Source organism: Brevundimonas vesicularis (assembly GCF_014204545.1).
Taxonomy (GTDB): domain Bacteria; phylum Pseudomonadota; class Alphaproteobacteria; order Caulobacterales; family Caulobacteraceae; genus Brevundimonas; species Brevundimonas vesicularis_B.
This window is the reverse complement of sequence record NZ_JACHLJ010000001.1, coordinates 997,376-1,013,328: the sequence shown is the minus strand read 5'-3', so window position 1 is coordinate 1,013,328 and position 15,953 is coordinate 997,376. Positions and strand designations below refer to the sequence as shown.

Sequence of the window (15,953 nt, the reverse complement as noted above, 5' to 3'; positions counted from 1 at the left end):
GCTTTTCTCCGTTCTGAATAATTTTCGCGGGTCTGCCCCGCAGAAGGAATCAAGATGAACCAGGAAGTCCTGAACATCTTCAACCCGGTCCCGGTCACCCCGACCTTCGACCAGATCAAGATCGCCCTGGCCTCGCCCGAGAAGATCCGTTCGTGGTCGTTCGGCGAGATCAAGAAGCCGGAAACCATCAACTACCGCACGTTCAAGCCCGAGCGTGACGGCCTCTTCTGCGCGCGTATCTTTGGCCCGACCAAGGACTACGAATGCCTGTGCGGCAAGTACAAGCGCATGAAGTACAAGGGCATCATCTGCGAGAAGTGCGGCGTCGAAGTCACCCTGGCCCGCGTTCGCCGCGAGCGCATGGGTCACATCGACCTGGCTGCGCCGGTCGCCCACATCTGGTTCCTGAAGTCGCTGCCCAGCCGCATCTCGCTGATGCTGGACATGGCGCTGAAGGACGTCGAGCGCGTCCTGTACTTCGAGAACTATATCGTCACCGAGCCGGGCCTGACCCCGCTGAAGCAGAACCAACTGCTGACGGAAGACGAGTTCTATCGCTACCAGGAAGAGTTCGGCGATGACGGCTTCACCGCCGAGATCGGCGCCGAGGCCGTCCGCAACCTGCTGATGGGCATCGACCTGAACGCGGAAGCCGAAAAGCACCGCGCCGAGCTGGCCGACAATCCCTCGGAAATGAAGGCCAAGAAGGCGTCCAAGCGCCTGAAGCTGATCGAGGCCTTCCTGGAATCGGGCAACAAGCCCGAGTGGATGATCCTGACGATCGTGCCGGTCATCCCGCCGGAACTGCGTCCGCTGGTGCCGCTGGACGGCGGTCGTTTCGCGACCTCCGACCTGAACGACCTGTATCGCCGCGTCATCAACCGCAACAACCGCCTGAAGCGCCTGATGGAGCTGCGCGCGCCGGACATCATCATCCGTAACGAAAAGCGGATGCTGCAGGAGTCCGTCGACGCCCTGTTCGACAACGGTCGTCGCGGTCGCGTCATCACGGGCGCCAACAAGCGTCCGCTGAAGTCGCTGGCCGATATGCTGAAGGGCAAGCAGGGTCGCTTCCGTCAGAACCTGCTGGGCAAGCGCGTCGACTATTCGGGTCGTTCGGTCATCACCGTGGGACCGGAACTGAAGCTGCACGAGTGCGGCCTGCCCAAGAAGATGGCGCTGGAGCTGTTCAAGCCGTTCATCTACGCGCGCCTGGACGCCAAGGGCCTGTCGGGCACCGTCAAGCAGTCCAAGCGCATGGTCGAGCGCGAGCAGCCCGCCGTCTGGGACATCCTGGACGAGGTCATCCGCGAGCACCCGGTTCTGCTGAACCGCGCGCCGACGCTTCACCGTCTGGGCATCCAGGCGTTCGAACCCAAGCTGATCGAGGGCAAGGCCATCCGCCTGCACCCGCTGGTCTGCACCGCCTTCAACGCCGACTTCGACGGCGACCAGATGGCCGTTCACGTCCCGCTGAGCCTCGAGGCCCAGCTGGAAGCGCGCGTCCTGATGATGTCGACCAACAACATCCTGTCGCCCGCCAACGGCAAGCCGATCATCGTGCCGTCGCAGGACATCGTCCTGGGCCTGTACTACCTGTCGCTGGTCAAGGACGGCGAGCCGGGCGAAGGCAAGCTGTTCGCCAACATCGGCGAGATCGATGCGGCGCTGGACGCCAAGGTCGTCACCCTGCACACCCGCATCAAGGCGCGCTGGACGGAACAGGACGCCGAAGGCAATGAGGTGACCAAGGTCATCGACACCACGCCGGGCCGGATGAAGCTGGCGGCTCTGCTGCCGCGCAACCCGAACGTCGGCTACCGCCTGCTCGAGAAGAACCTGACCAAGAAGGAAATCGGCAATCTGATCGACGTGGTCTATCGCCACTGCGGTCAGAAGGCGACGGTCATCTTCGCCGACCAGATGATGGGCCTGGGCTTCCGCGAAGCCGCCAAGGCCGGCATTTCGTTCGGCAAGGACGACATCGTGATCCCGGCCAAGAAGGTCGAGCTGGTCGCCGAGACCCGCACCCAGGTCGAGGAGTACGAACAACAGTACGCCGACGGCCTGATCACGCGCGGCGAGAAGTACAACAAGGTGGTCGACGCCTGGTCCAAGGCCACGGACCGGATCGCCGACGCCATGATGGGCGAGATCGCGCAACCGCGCGTGCTGATCGAGGGTGAAAACCCCGACATCAACTCGGTCTTCATGATGGCCAACTCCGGCGCCCGTGGTTCGCAGGCCCAGATGAAGCAACTGGGCGGCATGCGCGGCCTGATGGCCAAGCCGTCCGGCGAGATCATCGAGACGCCGATCACCTCGAACTTCAAGGAAGGCCTGACCGTCCTTGAATACTTCAACTCCACCCACGGCGCCCGTAAGGGTCTGGCCGACACCGCGCTGAAGACCGCCAACTCGGGTTACCTGACCCGCCGTCTGGTGGACGTGGCGCAGGACTCCATCGTCACCGAGCAGGATTGCGGCTCGACGCGCGGCATCACCCTGCGTGCGGTGATGGAAGGCGGCGACGTGCTGGTCTCGCTGGGTCAGCGCATCCTGGGTCGCTATGCGGCCGAGGACATCAAGGAGCCGGGCACGGATACCGTCCTGTTCCCCGCCGACACCTATCTGGTGGAAGAAGTCGCCGAGGCCGTCGAGGCTGCGGGCGTCCAGTCGGTCAAGGTCCGCTCGGCCCTGACCTGCGAGGCGGACGCCGGCATCTGCGCCCACTGCTACGGCCGTGACCTGGCGCGTGGCACCAACGTCAACATCGGCGAAGCGGTCGGCGTCATCGCCGCCCAGTCGATCGGCGAGCCGGGCACCCAGCTGACGATGCGGACCTTCCACATCGGCGGTACGGCCCAGGTGGCGGAAACCTCCTTCATGGAGGCGACCAACGCCGGTACGGCCAAGGTAACCGGCCCGACCGTCGTCGCGGCGCACGGCGATCTGGTGGCCATGAGCCGCAACGTCATCGTGACCGTGGTCGTGGACGGCAAGGACCGCGAGACGCACAAGGCTCCTTACGGCGCCCGCATCCGCGTCAAGGACGGCGACGAGGTCAAGAAGAACCAACGCCTGGCGGAGTGGGACCCCTACACCACCCCGATCCTGACGGAAGTCGGCGGCGTCGTGCGCTTCGAGGACCTGGTCGAAGGCCTGTCGGTCAAGGAAGAAACCGACGAAGCGACGGGCATCGCCCAGCGCGTCGTCAGCGACTGGCGCGCCAGCCCGCGCGGTTCGGACCTGCGTCCGGCCATGGGCGTCACCCTGGGCGACGCCTACGCCAAGCTGTCGTCCGGTTCGGACGCCCGCTATCTGCTGCCCGTGGGCGCGGTTCTGTCCGTGTCGAACGGCGATGAGGTCAAGCCGGGCGAGATCATCGCTCGCGTTCCGACCGAAGGCGCCAAGACCCGCGACATCACCGGCGGTCTGCCGCGCGTCGCCGAACTGTTCGAAGCTCGCCGTCCGAAGGACTGCGCGGTCATCGCCGAGATGGATGGTCGCGTGGAATTCGGCCGCGACTACAAGAACAAGCGTCGCATCAAGATCACGCCTGAGCCCAACGCCGACGGCGTGCAGGGCGAACCGGTCGAGTTCCTGATCCCGAAGGGCAAGCACATCTCTGTCCACGACGGCGATCTGATCCAGAAGGGCGACTACATCATCGACGGCAACCCGGATCCGCACGATCTGTTGCGCATCCAGGGCGTCGAGGCGCTGGCCGAGTATCTGGTGAACGAAGTGCAGGAGGTCTATCGACTGCAGGGCGTGCCGATCAACGACAAGCACATCGAAGTCATCGTGCGTCAGATGCTGCAGAAGGTGGAAGTGCTGGATTCGGGTGAAACCACCCTGATCCGCGGCGACACCGTCGAAGTCGCTGAAGCCGTTCTGGAAAACGCCAAGGTCGAGAAGCGTGGCGGCCGTCTGGCCACCACCCAGCCCGTCCTGCTGGGCATCACCAAGGCGTCGCTGCAAACCCGCAGCTTCATCTCGGCGGCGTCCTTCCAGGAGACCACTCGCGTCCTCACCGACGCCTCGGTCCACGGCAAGAAGGACATGCTGGAAGGCCTGAAGGAAAACGTCATCGTCGGCCGCCTGATCCCGGCCGGCACCGGCGCCTACCTGCGCAGCCTGCAGAAGATCGCCAATGAGCGTGATGCGGAACTGACCTCGGCCCTGGAAGAGGCGATCGAGCCGCTGCCGGCCGATCTGCAACTGGAGCTGGAGAGCAGCGAGAGCTGATCTTCCGTTTCAAAAGCGAAGACATGAGGGGGGCGGCGCCGGCGACGGCGCCGCCCTTTTTCTATGCCTTGACGCGTGTTCGGATTGCGGCGAACAAAGTCGAGGTTGTGTAGGGGGGCTTCATGACGAAAGCCGACAAGGTGCTGTGGGGCCTAGCGGCCGTGATTCTGTCGCTCTTCATCGTCGTTGAAGCCAAGACGATGATGCTCAACCTCGGCGCGGCCATGCACGACGCCTACTGCCAGGATCACTGACCTCAGTCTTTCCACCGCTCCATCGGGGCCGAAGCGCCCGGCGTGATCGGTGCGCCGCCGGCCCGGTGGCCGTCGCGTCGGGTCTGGACGTTGCGGGTCGAGTCGGGCGCCAGCGACGGGTTCAACTGCGCGCCGGCGCAGCCTGTGCCGAAGTTCGAGCCGACGCAGTCCGCCGGGCCCACCACACCGACCCCGCCGGAGAGAGGACGACGCCGCGCCTCCCATTCGGCCAGACGCCGTGCGCCTTCACGCGCAAAGGCGGCGTCGCGTTCGGGGTTGCCCGTGCCGGTGATCGGAGCGGCGTTCATGCTGCGTCGCATGGCGTCCTCGTGGCAATGGGCGCGCTCGGCGGCGCTGAGCTGTTGGGGCGTGGTGCAGCCGATCAGGCCCTGACGCAGGACGCGAGACATGGCGCCGGCGCGGTCGTTCGGATTGACTGTCCAGGCGTCCGGCGGCGCGGGCGCGCCCTGGGGCGTGGGCGCGGCGATCCGCGGACGGATCGGGGCGGGGCGACTGTCCGGTGCGGACGCGACCCTGTCTGTGGGAGCGGCGTCGATGCCGCCAGCGTCACGCGATGCGGACGTGGTGACGGGCTCGGGCGTCTGCATCGCAGGGCGGGGCCGCTCATTCGGCAGCAAAGGGCGTGGGGTGATGTCGATATAGAGGGGACGTGGATGCGGCGCGCTTGGCGGAGCGTCAATCCCCAGTGCGGTGAGGGATAGGATGGCGATCAGTCCTGCATTGATGGCGACCGAGGCTGTGGCCAAGGCGACCTTGCGCCAGTCCGGGCGAGCTCGTCGCGGCCATGGGCCAGAGGAGGGCGCGGAGGCGGCGGTCATTCGCGACGCTTTCTGAGATTGGGCAGGAAGCCGTCTCGCGAGGAGAAGAGATCGACCTGAATGTTCACGCCCTCGCATCCTGCCATCGGATGTGGCGTTACGCACGGCGGATCTCCGCGCGGCGGCACGGCCCGTTGAGCCTCCCAGGCCGCCAGGCGACGCGCGCCTTGCCGGGCGAAGGCCGCGTCGCGTTCTGTATCGCCTGTGCCTCGGATTGGACGGACCGCCACGTGATCGCTCCAGCGCTCCTCGCAGCGGCGACGGTCGTCGGGCGCGAGGCGGTGCGGGGCGTTGCACGAAGGGGAAGACAGTCTCGGCCCCGCAAGAGCACCGTCTACCCGCCAGCGGGGGTCGATCCCGTCGTCCGCTTTCGTCTGGCTCATGGACGTGGGCGGGGGCGCCGACGTCGCCCGATCGCCACTGTTTGACTCATCCCCTTGCGACGCCTGCGCGCGTCGGGGCGCGGCCATGGCATCCTCAGAGGAAGTGACAGACGGAGCTCTTGGCGCGCGGACCAGGGATGGCCAGGCGTCCTCAAGATAGACGATCATTTGCGCAGGCCGCAGCGAACGAACGCGCAGCCCAGGATCGGTCATGGATAGAAGCCCGACGGCGCCCGCATTCAGCCCGACTGCTGCGGCCGCAAAGCCCGCCTTGCGCCAGTCAAGACGGCGGGGGGCCTTCGTCGGGGTCATCGTCCCAGGTGAGAGGTCAACTGCAGCCATCCTCAATTCATGCCGAACAGGGACCGCAGCCCGGGGTAGGCGCCGTCGCCCTCGCGGTAGTCGCGCCAGCGTTTCTTGACGGCGGCTTGTTTGGCGAAACCCGCCGTCCTTTCCTCGTCGCCGGAGCGCGCCATCGGCGGCGATGATTCCTCGGCCGCGATCGCCAGCGCACGGCAAGCCTGACGGTCCGGTGAGGACGGCGCGCTTGTGGGGCGGCAATCCGGTCCGTCATTGCGCGCCGCGTTCCCCGCCGGCCAGGCGGCGTCGGGTGAGTGGCTCGGTCGGACTGTCCAGCGCGGATCATAGGCGGGCGCGGCCGAATGATCCGACGTCGGCGTCACGGCTGGCGCCGGTCCCGCAGCCTCAGAATCTCGCGAACGGGCTGGCGCCCGGCGCTGGTGCTGCGCTTGCGGCGCGGACGCCTGCGCTTTGCGGTCCTTGGCCCCTATGATCACAGGCTCGATCTTGATGTAGAGAGGCGAATGTCCCAAACCCCGCCGCGGCGTCGGACGGCGATCTTCAACAACGAGCAGCGCCAGCAGCCCTGCGTTCACCGCAAGCGAGAGCGCAATCGCCCCTGTTTTTGCCAGCCCCGCCATGACCCATCCCCGGTTGGTCGTGTCATCAAGCTGAGCGCGAAGCGTGGCGGGTTTCGGGCGAAAGGTCGCTCTATTGAAGACCGCCAGGTTTCATCGAAGCGGCTGGAGTCTTGAGCGTTAACGTCTCCGCCTTGACCTTCACGCCCATCGCGCGTAGAAGCCGCCCACTTTCGAGGCGTGACCGGTTCGCCGGTCGCTGAGATCGTGACAATCGAACGGTCGGGCTGTGCCCGCCGGAACGCCCGAAGCGCGCGTTCCGGTTTTTCTGTTTGGGTGGTCGCGCGATCAGTCTCGATGACACCCGGGCGAGGGGATGGTCCCCCGTTCACAAGAAGGCGAGAGGCGCTTCGGTCGAAAGACACACGCCTCCATCAGAAGTCGAGACGAGTTTCGAATGCCTACGATCAACCAGCTGATCCGCAAGCCGCGCAAGCCCAAGCCCACCCGCAACAAGGTGCCGGCTCTGGAGGGTTCGCCCCAGCGTCGCGGCGTCTGCACCCGCGTTTACACCACGACCCCGAAGAAGCCGAACTCGGCTCTGCGTAAGGTCGCCAAGGTCCGTCTGGCCAAGAACGGCTACGAAGCTGTGTGCTACATCCCCGGCGAAGGCCACAACCTGCAAGAACACTCGGTTGTTCTGATCCGCGGCGGCCGCGTGAAGGACTTGCCCGGCGTTCGCTACCACATCCTGCGCGGCGTTCTGGATACCCAAGGCGTCAAGGACCGTAAGCAGCGTCGTTCGCACTACGGCGCCAAGCGTCCGAAGTAAGCCATTCTTCTCCGGGCCGTCGCGCCCGGAGGCCTTTTCGAGATCTTCCCGGCGCTGGTCGGGCACTGCAAGGAATACCCCATGTCGCGTCGTCACCGCGCCCAGAAACGTGAAGTTCTGCCGGATCCCAAGTTCGGGGACCTGGTCGTCACCAAGTTCATGAACTACGTCATGTACGAAGGTAAGAAGGCCGTCGCCGAGAACATCGTGTACGGCGCCTTCGATATTCTGGCCGAGAAGAAGAAGGACCAGGAGCCGGTCGCGACCTTCCACGCCGCCCTGGACAACGTCTCCCCGTCGGTCGAAGTGCGCTCGCGTCGCGTCGGCGGCGCCACCTATCAGGTGCCCGTCGAAGTCCGTCCGGACCGCCGCCGCGCCCTGGCCATCCGCTGGCTGGTGAACGCTGCGCGCAAGCGTGGCGAGAACACCATGACCGAAAAGCTGGCCGCCGAACTGCTGGACGCCTCGAACAACCGCGGCACCGCGGTCAAGAAGCGTGAAGACACCCACAAGATGGCCGAAGCCAACCGCGCCTTCAGCCACTATCGCTGGTAACGCCTTCAAAGCGTCATCTGCGCTGACTATCTAAGGGTTTCCGGTGCGGGCGGTTTGAGCTAAATCGCCCGCACTCGCTTATCCGAACACCGACATCCTTCCGAGGGCGCACCTGAGCGTCCTGAAAACTTTCAAGGCACGCTTTCATGGCCCGCACTCACAAGCTCGAGGACTACCGCAACTTCGGCATCATGGCCCACATCGACGCGGGCAAGACGACGACGACCGAGCGGATCCTGTATTACACCGGCAAATCCCACAAGATCGGCGAAGTCCACGACGGCGCTGCGACCATGGACTGGATGGACCAGGAGCAGGAGCGCGGCATCACCATTACGTCCGCAGCGACGACCGCCTTCTGGCAGGGCAAGCGCCTGAACATCATCGACACCCCCGGCCACGTGGACTTCACCATTGAGGTCGAGCGCAGCTTGCGCGTCCTCGACGGCGCCGTGACGGTGCTGGACGGCAACGCTGGCGTGGAGCCGCAGACGGAAACCGTCTGGCGCCAGGCCGACAAGTACAAGGTGCCGCGCATCGTCTACGTCAACAAGATGGACAAGATCGGCGCCGACTTCGACGCCTCGGTCGAGTCGATCCGCGACCGTCTGGGCGCCAAGGCCGTGCCGATCCAGTTCCCGATCGGCGCCGAATCCTCGCTGTCGGGTCTGGTCGACCTGGTCCGTATGACCGGCGTGGTCTGGGACAACGACGGCCTGGGCGCCTCCTACAAGGACGTGCCGATCCCCGACGACCTGATGGACAAGGCGATCGCCGCGCGTCAGTACCTGATCGACAACGCTGTTGAGCTGGACGACGAGGCGATGGAAGCCTATCTCGAAGGCAACGAGCCCGACGAAGCCACCATCAAGAAGTGCATCCGTAAGGCCGTTCTGACCGGCGCCTTCTATCCGATCCTGTGCGGCTCGGCCTTCAAGAACAAAGGCGTGCAGACGCTGCTGGACGCCGTCGTCGACTACCTGCCGTCGCCGCTGGACATCCCGCCGACCCCGGGCATCGATTTCAAGACTGAAGAGCCTGTCGTGCGTAAGGCTTCGGACGAAGAGCCCCTGTCGGTCCTGGCCTTCAAGATCATGGACGACCCCTTCGTCGGCTCGCTGACCTTCTGCCGCCTGTACTCGGGCAAGATGGAAACCGGTCAGTCGCTGCTGAACTCCAGCCGCGACAAGAAAGAGCGCGTCGGCCGGATGCTGCAGATGCACTCCAACAACCGTGAAGACGTCAAGGAAGCCTACGCCGGCGACATCGTCGCCCTGGCCGGGCTGAAGGAAACCCGCACGGGCGACACCCTGTGCGACCCGATAAAGTCGCCCGTCATCCTGGAGAAGATGGAGTTCCCGGCGCCGGTCATCGAGATCTCGGTCGAGCCCAAGACCAAGGGCGACCAGGAGAAGCTGGGCGTCGCCCTGGCCAAGCTGGCCTCGGAAGATCCCTCCTTCACCGTCTCGACCGACCACGAGTCGGGCCAGACGATCCTGAAGGGCATGGGCGAGCTGCATCTGGACATCAAGATCGACATCCTGAAGCGCACCTATAAGGTCGAGGCCAACATCGGCGCGCCGCAGGTCGCCTATCGTGAATCGCTGGGCCGCAAGGTCGACATCGACTACACGCACAAGAAGCAGACCGGCGGTACGGGCCAGTTCGCCCGCGTCATGATCACCTTCGAACCCGGCGAGCCGGGCTCGGGCTTCGTGTTCGAGAACTCGATCGTCGGCGGCGCGGTGCCGAAGGAATACATCCCCGGCGTCGAAAAGGGCCTGAACTCGGCCAAGGACAACGGTCTGCTGGCCGGCTTCCCGCTGATCGACTTCAAGGCGACGCTGACGGACGGCAAGTTCCACGACGTCGACTCCAGCGTGCTGGCGTTCGAAATCGCGTCGCGCGCCGCCTTCCGCGAACTGAAGGAGAAGGGTTCGCCCAAGCTGCTCGAGCCGATCATGGCGGTGGAAGTCGTGACCCCCGAGGAATACCTCGGCTCGGTCATCGGCGACCTGAACGGCCGTCGCGGCATGATCCAGGGTCAGGACATGCGCGGCAACGCCACCGTCGTGAACGCCTTCGTGCCGCTGGCCAACATGTTCGGCTATGTGAACACGCTGCGCGGCATGTCGCAGGGCCGCGCTCAGTTCACCATGCAATACGACCACTACGAGCCGGTGCCGCAACACGTCGCCGACGAAGTGATCAAGAAGTACGCCTAAGCTTTCCCTTTTCGGAAAGCCCGCCTATATGCGCCCGGACCGTAAGGACCGGGCGTCCTTAACCCCCAAACTGCAGGAACCCCGGTTCGGGGACCTTAGGAGCTAGAAAATGGCCAAGGAAAAGTTCGAACGGACGAAGCCGCACTGCAACATCGGCACGATTGGTCACGTTGACCACGGCAAGACGACGTTGACGGCTGCGATCACGATGACGCTGGCGAAGGCCGGCGGCGCGAAGGCGATGAACTACGCCGACATCGACGCTGCGCCGGAAGAGAAGGCTCGCGGCATCACGATCAACACCGCGCACGTGGAATACGAGACGGCCAACCGTCACTACGCCCACGTCGACTGCCCCGGCCACGCCGACTATGTGAAGAACATGATCACCGGCGCCGCCCAGATGGACGGCGCGATCCTGGTGGTGTCGGCCGCTGACGGCCCGATGCCGCAGACCCGCGAGCACATCCTGCTGGCCCGTCAGGTCGGCGTGCCGGCCCTGGTGGTCTTCATGAACAAGGTCGACCTGGTCGACGACGAAGAGCTGCTCGAGCTGGTCGAGATGGAAGTGCGCGAGCTGCTGAGCAGCTACCAGTTCCCGGGCGACGACATTCCGATCACCAAGGGTTCGGCCAAGGCCGCGACCGACGGCGTGAACCCGGAAATCGGCGAACAGCGCGTTTTGGCCCTGATGGAAACCGTCGACGCCTACATCCCGCAGCCGGAACGTCCGGTCGACCTGCCGTTCCTGATGCCGGTCGAAGACGTGTTCTCGATCTCGGGCCGCGGCACCGTGGTCACGGGCCGCGTCGAGAAGGGCATCGTCAAGGTCGGTGAGGAAGTCGAGATCGTCGGCATCCGTCCGGTCCAGAAGACGACCTGCACGGGCGTGGAAATGTTCCGCAAGCTGCTTGACCAAGGTCAAGCGGGCGACAACGTCGGCGTGCTGCTGCGCGGCACCAAGCGTGAAGACGTCGAGCGCGGCCAAGTGCTGTGCAAGCCGGGCTCCATCACCCCGCACACCAAGTTCCTGGCCGAAGCCTACATCCTGACCAAGGAAGAGGGCGGTCGTCACACCCCGTTCTTCACGAACTATCGCCCGCAGTTCTACTTCCGCACGACGGACGTGACCGGCATCGTTCACCTGAAGGAAGGCGTCGAGATGATCATGCCGGGCGACAACGCCGAGCTGAACGTCGAGCTGATCACTCCGATCGCGATGGACCAAGGCCTGCGCTTCGCCATCCGTGAAGGCGGCCGCACCGTCGGCGCCGGCGTCGTCGCCAAGATCGTCGAGTAAGAAGACGTCCTTTTGGCCTAACGCGCTCACGCGCTGCTTGAGGCCGGTTGGATACAGAGTAGCGTAACAGAACGGCCCCCGGAGCAATCCGGGGGCCGTTTTGCTGTTGGGACTATCCGCAGATCGCCAGAGGCGCTCGTAGAAGAGCCGAGTTTGATCGGTGTGCGCCGCAGGCCAAGGCCTCTTGTCTTCGGGACGCGGTCCGGCCTTAGATACGGGGCAGTCCCCGAGGGGACGAGTCCGAGGCGAACGGCTTAGTTTTCGGCGTTGACCAAGTTGCGCACGCGAGGCGGGATCGGCGGCGTGGGCGCTGCGCGGACGATGCGGATAGAACTGCTGCGGCAGGCCTGGGGTGTCAGGCGGCCGGGCAGGCGGGTTGAGCCGTCGCCGCAGGCTTCGCTGATCTGGTCCTGCGTCAGGCCTCGCGCGCCCGACAAGTCGGCGCCGCGAATGTCGGTTCGACGCAGCGAGGCGTTGGAGAAGTCGGCGCGCGAGAAGCTGCCGCCGGTCAACCGCGCCCCATCCAGGCTGGCGTTGGAAAAGTCCGCGCTGGAAAAATCGCCGCCTGAAAGGTTCGAGGCCGTGACTTCGGCGCTCGCGAAGTTGGCGCCGGACGCCCGGACATTGGCCAGGGTGGCGCCGAACAGTTCCGAGTTGGAGAAGTTGGTTCCAGACAGGGTAGCGCCGGTGAAGTTGACTCCGTGCATCTCGCTGCCGGAAAGGTTGGCCCGGGTAAGGTTGGCGCGAACGAAGGACGATCCTTGCGCCTCGGCGCCGTTGATTTGCGCCCCGGTGAAGTTGGCGGAGGTGAAGTTGGCGCCGACGATCTCGACCCCGCCCATGTTGGCGCGGCTGAAATCGCTGCCGGTGAAGTTGGACCCCATCATCTCGGCGCCGCGCAGATTGGCGCCGACCAGGGTGGAATTCATGAAGCTGGCGCCGGTGAAGGTGGCGCCCGACAGATTGCGGCCGGACAGTTCGCAGCGATTACACGATCCGCCCAGCGACACCGAACGGGCCACGTCGCGGTCCTGCATCGACATCTCGACCCCGGCGAAGGCGGGGGAGGCGGCGAGCGCCAGTCCCAGCGTCAGCAGAGCCAATGCGGGGCGGACCCGGATATGTTTAGCGATCTGTTTCACGCACTCTGAATGCCTCGAAACCCCCGCCACACCTACTTAAATCGAGGTAACTTCATGAAATCGGAGCAAGGTCGGCGCCGCTCAGCAGGCCGGAATGCGGAAGCCCCGAGGCAGGACGGTAGAGCCGTCGCCGCAGGCCCGGTTCAGTTGGGCCTGGGTCAGGCCGGTAGCCCGCGCCAGCTGGGCGCCTGACAGATTAGTCCCCGACAGGCTCGCGCCGGCGAAGCTGGCGCCCTCCAGATAGGCGCCGACAAAACTGGCGTTGGTCAGGTTGGCGCGCGAGAAGTTGGAGCCTGAGAAGACGCCGCCATAGGCTTCGACGTCCCGCATGTCGGTGTTGGAGAAGCGCGTGCGGTTCATGACGCTGAGGCTCAGGTCCGCCTGACGCAGGCGTGAGCCGGCCAGGTTCAGGCCCCGCGCCTCCAGCCCCGAAAAGTCGCCCTGAAAAAGATTGCAACCGGCGCAGGAGGCGCCGCGCCGCACACTGGCGATCTGACCCGCGTTCTGCGCCAGGGCGGGCGCGGCGACGGCCAGCAGGGCGGCGATCAGGCCGAGGGAAAGTGTGCGTTTCATGGACCGGGCTCCGACGTTCGATCGTCTGTCAGCAAACCCTAGGCCATAACCCTTAACCTAGCCCTGATCGCCGCCCTGAAGCGCAGGGGCCGCCCCGCAGGTGTCGCAGACCCAGGCCGCGCCGCGTTGCTGCAGGCTGAAATCGCCGCAGGCGGGGCAGGCGACGGGCTCGCTGTTGGCGGCGGCGCGGGCTTCTGGCTCTCCCTTCTTGCCGAAGGGCAGGACGACCAGATTGTCGGGCGCGGAACCCCGCGCAAAACCCTTGGAGATGAAGCGGGCGGCGGGCACGGCCGCGCTGGCGTCAGGCTTTCCATCGCCCAGATCGTCTGGGTTCTGCGCCTCCGTCTCGGCATTGGCCAGCTCGACGCGGTCCAGATAGGAAACACCCAGTTCGCGGAAGATGTAGTCGAGGATTGAGGTCGCCGACTTGATGGAGTCGTTCCCGGTAACGCGGCCGGCCGGCTCGAACCGGGTGAAGACGAAGGCGTCCACAAACTCGTCCAGCGGCACGCCGTATTGCAGGCCGATCGAGATGGCGATGGCGAAGTTGTTCATCAGGCTGCGGAAGGCGGCGCCTTCCTTGTGCATGTCGATGAAAATCTCGCCCAGTTCGCCGTCTTCGTATTCTCCGGTGTGGATATAGACCTTGTGGCCCCCGACGGCGGCCTTCTGGATGTAGCCTTTACGCCGGTCGGGCAGTTTGCGGCGCGCGCGTTCGCGCTCGACCACGCGTTCGACGACCCGTTCCGTCGGAGCCGGGCGAGGCGCTTCGTGGGCAGGCTCGGGGCGGCCAAGCTCGGGGCGTCCGGTGTCGATGTTTGGCAGGGACAGCAGCGGACCGACAGGCGGTGCGGCGCGCGACAGGCGAAGGGCGCGACGGCCGTCCAGGGCGCCCTGGCTCAACAGGCGTGCGGCCTGGGTGGCGGTCGTGCGCCAGTCCATCGGTTCGATCGCGAGGTCCGGCATGTCGCTGAACGGTTCCACGGCGCGCCGCAGGTCGGCCGCCGCCGCCGCCGGATCGGCCAGCAGGGCGGAGACGCAGGCCGGCGCCTCGGGCCAGTCGCGCAGATCGCCATGGCCGAAGACCCAACGCGTCGCCGCCGTCTCGGCCTCTTCAGACACGCCCAGCAGGGTCAGCAGCAGACCATCCCCGTCTTCCACGCCCAGGACGTCGCGGATGAAACCGGGGTCCAGGACGGGGGCGGCGAAGACCGTGTCGAAATCCTCAGCCCAGCCCAGGGCGTTTTCGATGGCGGCCAGTTCGATGTCGGTGAAGCCCAGGGCCCGTAAGGCCGTGTGGTCGATGCCTGGCGCCTCGACCAGGGTGCGGCGACCGAACGTCCACCGTTCCGCCGCCTGGAGATCGCCGCCGGCGGCAGAGATGGCCGCGGCAAACGCGGGGTGCAGCCGGCGACCGATCTCGCCGTCCGCCGTTTGGAACACATCGACCGCCGCGACGCGGCCCAGGCCCAGCCGCAGCCGCACCTCGGCATCCTCGACGAACAGGCCGATGGCCGAATGGCGACGCGGCTTGTCCGGGGCTTCCCAGTCGGGGCAGGGACCGCGCAGGCTCGCCAGTTCGGCCGAGGTCTGCGCCGCCGTCGCCGCGACCAGGCCAGCGAGCGTCTGCGCCTGATCCGTACGGTCGTCGCTGGCGGATAGCGCCTCCAGCAAACCGTCCAGTCCCAACGCGATGGGACCGGGCTGCGCGGACTGCAGGTCCAGCGCCACGATCAGCAGGCGGGTCAGATCCGCCAGATCGTTCGCCGCGTCTCCGTCGAGCGCCAGGACGGCGCTCAGATCGATCAAAGCCCGCGTGGTCTGCGCCGTTGCGGTCTCCGCATCGCGCGGGTCGAAGGCGACGATCAGACCGCCGTCCAGCGCCGCCTCGGCCGCCAAGAGGGCCTCGGGCGCGCCCGCTGCGATCTGGGTCCGGTCCGCCAGGGCGACCAGAGGCGCGCCTTCGACCATCGGCTCCAAGGCCATCGCGGGCCGTTCGCCGTCGATGGCTCTCAAGATATCGGCGTCGCTGGCGCCGCACCGCCGCGCCAGGGCCGCCGCACGGCCCAGGGCCGGATTGCGCGAAGGGTCGCCGCAGTCGCCCCGCGGGCCTTCGCAGCGATCGACCGCATCGGCGACGCCCGCCAGCGCCTCGGCCAAGGCGTCGGCCGCCTGGGCGCCCAGACGCGCGGCCGCGCGCCGTCCGGCGTGCGCCTTGAGACGCGCCGCCGCGCCGGGGTCGTTCAGATCGACGACGCCGACGGCCGCAGGTCCAGACGCCGCCAGCGCCGCCACGCCCAACTTGAAGGCGCCCGACAGCTCATCGACGAACGCAGCGGCGTCAGCCCGGTCAAACACGCCGTCGGCCACGCCCGTCTCGGCCAGCCGCTCGGCCCAGCCGTCGACGCCGCCGTTCAGCCAGTCACCGGACAGGGGTGTTGCGAATCCTTCCGCCTCGACCCAGTCCAACCAGGCCTCGATCCGGACGTCGGACCAGCCGGCGGGGGCCAGGACCTGCTGCACGCCGGCGGGGCGCTCGACGGCGCGGGTCTCCATCGCGACTCGTTTGGCGCGAGCGGCGAAGCCGGATTGAAAGCGCATGGCGGCGTCTCTCCGAAAGGTTCGGGCAAGCCTAGGATGCGCATGCGACTTAGCCAATACATCTGGTGTCGCAGGGCGGGGTTGCCCACAAGATATCGATTCACTGCCCGACGCTTGAAC

General features: G+C 66.1%; 11 protein-coding genes. 6 read left to right on the top strand and 5 right to left on the bottom strand.

Translation table 11 applies throughout. The annotated features are described in order from the left end of the window. The first annotated feature begins 54 nt into the window (after positions 1-54). Positions 55-4,251 (top strand): DNA-directed RNA polymerase subunit beta', encoded by a 4,197-nt coding sequence (gene rpoC / locus HNP47_RS05150; protein ID WP_017506747.1) that lies wholly within the window; start codon positions 55-57, stop codon positions 4,249-4,251. A gap of 122 nt (positions 4,252-4,373) precedes the next feature. Then, positions 4,374-4,505: a hypothetical protein gene (locus HNP47_RS16300; protein WP_260394603.1), complete on the top strand. Its 132-nt coding sequence runs from the start codon at positions 4,374-4,376 to the stop codon at positions 4,503-4,505. A 2-nt stretch (positions 4,506-4,507) separates the two neighbouring features. Here HNP47_RS16300 and HNP47_RS05145 read toward each other — a convergent pair whose 3' ends face one another. Together HNP47_RS05145 and HNP47_RS05140 are read right to left on the bottom strand one after the other, a co-directional pair. Next, the gene (locus HNP47_RS05145) at positions 4,508-5,344 is read right to left on the bottom strand and encodes a hypothetical protein (RefSeq protein ID WP_184278601.1); all 837 of its coding nucleotides are present in this window, start codon (positions 5,342-5,344) and stop codon (positions 4,508-4,510) included. A gap of 727 nt (positions 5,345-6,071) precedes the next feature. Continuing rightward, the gene (locus HNP47_RS05140) at positions 6,072-6,668 is read right to left on the bottom strand and encodes a hypothetical protein (RefSeq protein WP_184278600.1); all 597 of its coding nucleotides are present in this window, start codon (positions 6,666-6,668) and stop codon (positions 6,072-6,074) included. Positions 6,669-7,062: 394 nt separating this feature from the next. Here HNP47_RS05140 and rpsL point away from each other — a divergent pair, with 394 nt between their 5' ends. The 4 genes from rpsL (at position 7,063) to tuf (ending at position 11,517) form a co-directional block, all read left to right on the top strand. Further along, entirely contained in the window at positions 7,063-7,437 is a 375-nt protein-coding gene (rpsL, locus tag HNP47_RS05135) for a 30S ribosomal protein S12 (protein WP_008260482.1), read from the top strand. Between the two features lie 81 nt (positions 7,438-7,518). Next, positions 7,519-7,992 carry a 30S ribosomal protein S7 gene (gene rpsG / locus HNP47_RS05130; protein WP_184278599.1) on the top strand — a complete coding sequence of 158 codons (474 nt, stop codon included), beginning with the start codon at positions 7,519-7,521 and terminating at the stop codon, positions 7,990-7,992. Positions 7,993-8,138: 146 nt separating this feature from the next. Next, positions 8,139-10,217 (top strand): elongation factor G, encoded by a 2,079-nt coding sequence (fusA, locus tag HNP47_RS05125; protein ID WP_066622735.1) that lies wholly within the window; start codon positions 8,139-8,141, stop codon positions 10,215-10,217. A 109-nt stretch (positions 10,218-10,326) separates the two neighbouring features. Further along, complete coding sequence (gene tuf, locus HNP47_RS05120) at positions 10,327-11,517, top strand: elongation factor Tu (RefSeq protein ID WP_055753383.1); 1,191 nt, start codon at positions 10,327-10,329, stop codon at positions 11,515-11,517. 254 nt (positions 11,518-11,771) lie between these two features. On the opposite strand, the gene HNP47_RS05115 is transcribed toward tuf, so the two are convergent. The 3 genes from HNP47_RS05115 to HNP47_RS05105 all read right to left on the bottom strand — a co-directional run bounded on the left by HNP47_RS05115 (position 11,772) and on the right by HNP47_RS05105 (position 15,833). Then, a complete protein-coding gene (locus HNP47_RS05115) occupies positions 11,772-12,659 on the bottom strand; it encodes a pentapeptide repeat-containing protein (protein WP_184278598.1) in 888 nt (295 codons plus the stop codon). 81 nt (positions 12,660-12,740) lie between these two features. Then, positions 12,741-13,232 carry a pentapeptide repeat-containing protein gene (locus HNP47_RS05110; RefSeq protein ID WP_184278597.1) on the bottom strand — a complete coding sequence of 164 codons (492 nt, stop codon included), beginning with the start codon at positions 13,230-13,232 and terminating at the stop codon, positions 12,741-12,743. A gap of 57 nt (positions 13,233-13,289) precedes the next feature. Beyond that, entirely contained in the window at positions 13,290-15,833 is a 2,544-nt protein-coding gene (locus HNP47_RS05105; RefSeq protein WP_184278596.1) for a TSCPD domain-containing protein, read from the bottom strand. Positions 15,834-15,953: the final 120 nt, after the last annotated feature.

Coding starts and splice junctions, on each gene's coding strand:
- HNP47_RS16300 (WP_260394603.1), top strand. CDS start 4,374: ATGACGAAAGCCGACAAGGTGCTGTGGGGCCTAGCGGCCGTGATTCTG.
- tuf (WP_055753383.1), top strand. CDS start 10,327: ATGGCCAAGGAAAAGTTCGAACGGACGAAGCCGCACTGCAACATCGGC.
- HNP47_RS05145 (WP_184278601.1), bottom strand. CDS start 5,344: ATGACCGCCGCCTCCGCGCCCTCCTCTGGCCCATGGCCGCGACGAGCT.
- fusA (WP_066622735.1), top strand. CDS start 8,139: ATGGCCCGCACTCACAAGCTCGAGGACTACCGCAACTTCGGCATCATG.
- rpsG (WP_184278599.1), top strand. CDS start 7,519: ATGTCGCGTCGTCACCGCGCCCAGAAACGTGAAGTTCTGCCGGATCCC.
- HNP47_RS05105 (WP_184278596.1), bottom strand. CDS start 15,833: ATGCGCTTTCAATCCGGCTTCGCCGCTCGCGCCAAACGAGTCGCGATG.
- rpoC (WP_017506747.1), top strand. CDS start 55: ATGAACCAGGAAGTCCTGAACATCTTCAACCCGGTCCCGGTCACCCCG.
- HNP47_RS05110 (WP_184278597.1), bottom strand. CDS start 13,232: ATGAAACGCACACTTTCCCTCGGCCTGATCGCCGCCCTGCTGGCCGTC.
- rpsL (WP_008260482.1), top strand. CDS start 7,063: ATGCCTACGATCAACCAGCTGATCCGCAAGCCGCGCAAGCCCAAGCCC.
- HNP47_RS05140 (WP_184278600.1), bottom strand. CDS start 6,668: ATGGCGGGGCTGGCAAAAACAGGGGCGATTGCGCTCTCGCTTGCGGTG.